General features: G+C 62.1%; 3 protein-coding genes. 1 reads left to right on the top strand and 2 read right to left on the bottom strand.

Annotated elements, in window-relative coordinates; genetic code table 11:
- Positions 1-158: 158 nt before the first annotated feature.
- Both arsS and mtnP read right to left on the bottom strand, forming a co-directional pair.
- A complete protein-coding gene (gene arsS, locus ACESMT_RS18870; RefSeq protein ID WP_372828134.1) occupies positions 159-1,121 on the bottom strand; it encodes an arsenosugar biosynthesis radical SAM (seleno)protein ArsS in 963 nt (320 codons plus the stop codon).
- Between the two features lie 22 nt (positions 1,122-1,143).
- Positions 1,144-2,022, bottom strand: coding sequence for an S-methyl-5'-thioadenosine phosphorylase (mtnP, locus tag ACESMT_RS18865; RefSeq protein ID WP_372828133.1), 879 nt, complete (start codon positions 2,020-2,022; stop codon positions 1,144-1,146).
- A gap of 206 nt (positions 2,023-2,228) precedes the next feature.
- On the opposite strand from mtnP, the gene ACESMT_RS18860 reads away from it, so the two are divergent.
- Positions 2,229-2,818, top strand: a 590-nt coding sequence (locus tag ACESMT_RS18860) for a TVP38/TMEM64 family protein (protein WP_372828132.1), incomplete at its 3' end; no start/stop codon positions are given.

Below are 2,818 nucleotides of genomic sequence, written 5' to 3'. Positions count from 1 at the left end.
TGCTGCCGCCATCGGCGACGATGAGCTGCACGCCGCGCGCTGTGAATGGCGCCAGCGCGCGCAGCGCCGCACCCAGGCCTGATGCTTCATTGAGCACGGGCATCACGATGCTCAGGGTGGGGGTGGTCATTGCCTGGCCGCTGGCATGTGCTCAGTGTTCAGTGTTCCAGCGCGCCGCCGCAGCTGCTGCCCTGGCCAGCGGTGCAGCCGTAGCAGTGGCCCGCCACGCGGATGGCCTGCTCGTCCAGGCTGGTCTTGAGCAGGTCGCGCAGATGCCGCTGCACCCCGGAGGTGCCCAGAGGCACGCCGAGTTGCTGGTTGAAGTCGCAGTCGGAGAGCCAGCCCTGCCAGTCCACGCTGACCATGTTGCGGCACATGACGCCGGCCAGGTTTTGCTTCTGAAAGTTGTTTTTGAGTAAATCCATATAGCTGTCAAACGTGCCCTTGGACACCAGTGTCGAGCCGAAGCGCTGGATCGGCATGTTGGTCACCGCATACAGCTCGTTAAAAACAATGCCGAAATGCGCCAGCAGCTCACGCTTGTAATCGGCCTGCAGCGCCTGCTGATCCGGCGGCAGGGACGCGCCCTGGGGGTTATAGACCAGGTTCAGCGACAGGCCCGAACCGCTTTGCCCATAACCGAGCTGGTTGAGTTTTTGCAGGGCCGCGATGCTGATGTCAAATACGCCCTCGCCGCGCTGCTTGTCTACATTGGCGGCTGAATAACAGGGCATGGAGGCCACGATGTCCACGCGCTGCCCGGCCAGAAATTCGGCCAGGTCCTCTTGCCCGGGTTCGAACAGGATGGTGAGGTTGCAGCGGTCAATCACGCGCACCCCCTGCGCGCGCGCGGCGCGCACCAGGCCCTTAAAGCCCTCATGCAATTCCGGGGCGCCGCCGGTCAGGTCCAGCGTGCCCAGACTGCGTGCCGCCAGTACCTGGGGGATCAGCGCCAGGGTGTCCGCGTCCATCATCTCGGTGCGGTTTGGTCCGGCATTCACATGGCAGTGCACACAGCTCTGGTTGCATTTGTAGCCGAGGTTGACCTGCAGTGTGTCCAGGCGGGTCCGGTTGATGGCCGGAAACCGGATTTTTTTCAGCAGGGGAAGCGTGTCATGCATGGGTTTGTTTTCCTGGAAAGGTTTAGGTGAGCAGTACGGCCAGCCGCGCATGCACGTCTGGTGCCATGGCGTCAGGCTGGGTGACCAGCGCGTTTTGTAGTGCGGTATGGGCTTCGCTGGCGGGTTGTTCGGCACCCAGCAAGGCAATGGCCTGGGCCACCACCTGTTGCGCGCGGCCAGCGTTTTTCAGCAGGTTGGCAAGCGCCATGCTGGCGTTGACGTGGGCTTCACGCGGATGCCAGCAGTCGAAGTCGGTCACCATGGCCAGCGTGGTGTAGGCGATCTGAGCCTCGCGGGCGAGCTTGGCCTCGGGCATGTTGGTCATGCCGATCACGCCAGCACCCATGCTGCGGTACCAATGGGATTCGGCTGTGCTGGAAAACTGCGGGCCTTCAATGCAGACGTAGGTGCCGCTTTCATGCAGGGTGACGCCGTGACTGGAGGCATCGGCGGCCAGCACGCTGCGCACGGCACGTGCCAGTACCGCGGCGGTGGCCGGGCACACCGGCTGCGCCATGGACACATGGGCAACCGCGCCGCGCCCAAAAAAAGTGCTCTCGCGGCGTTTGGTCAGGTCGATGAACTGATCCGGCAGCACCATGTCCAGCGGCTTGAAATCCTCGCGCAGCGAACCCACGGCCGAGACCGACAGCAGGTAACGCACGCCCAGCTGCTTCATGGCATGGATGTTGGCGCGGTAGGGCACTTCAAAAGGCAGCAGCCGGTGGCCGCGCGCATGGCGGGCCAGAAACACGGCGGGCACGCCGTGGACTTTGCCCGTCACCAGCACGTCGGAGGGTGCGCCGAAGGGCGTGTCCATCACGTGCTCCTGCGCGTCCTGCAACGCGTCCATCTGGTAGAGGCCGCTGCCTCCGATGATGCCTACCAGTGCCTGGGTCATGCTTGTGGATTCCTTGTGGATAGGGTGGGCCCGGTTCAGACGCCGATTTTGAGCGAGTTTGCAGGATGCAGTGTTAGCCTCGGGTTAAACCCATTTTTATCATTGGTCGCTGGCGGGGAGATTTTCTTACACCCCCAACGCGCGGTTTTGTAAGAATCAGCGATTTCGCCCGACTTACTTCATAGAACAAACCACAAAGGACGGCCGTGAATTCACGCAAACTTTTCATTGCCGTGCTGCTGCTGGCGGGTATCGCTGCCTTTTTTGTCCTGGATTTGGGGCGTTATTTCAGCCTCACCTTCCTCAAGGACAGCCAGTCGTCTTTCCAGGCGCTGTTTGCCGAGAAGCCGGTGCAGGTTGTGCTGGTGTTTTTTGCGGCCTACGTGGCTGTTACCGCCCTGTCCCTGCCGGGTGCAGCGATCATGACGCTGGCGGCCGGCGCCTCTTTTGGCCTGGTGCTGGGCACGGTGGTGGTGTCGTTTGCGTCAACCCTGGGCGCAACGCTGGCCATGCTGGCTGCCCGTTACCTGCTGCGTGACAGCATACAGGCACGGTTTGGCAAGCGGCTGGATGGCATTAACAAGGGCATGGAGAAGGAAGGCGCTTTTTACCTCTTCACTCTGCGCCTCATTCCGGCGGTGCCGTTTTTTGCGCTGAACCTGCTCATGGGCCTGACCCGCATCCGGACCTGGACTTATTTCTGGGTCAGTCAGATGGGCATGTTCGCGGGCACGGTGGTTTACGTCAATGCCGGCACCCAGATTGCACGGATTGACTCGCTCCAGTCCATCGCCTC

This window comes from Polaromonas sp., assembly GCF_041689105.1.
In the GTDB taxonomy this organism is placed as follows: Bacteria; Pseudomonadota; Gammaproteobacteria; order Burkholderiales; family Burkholderiaceae_C; genus Polaromonas.
Note: the sequence above shows the minus strand (reverse complement) of the source record. Positions and strands in the feature narration are given on the sequence as shown.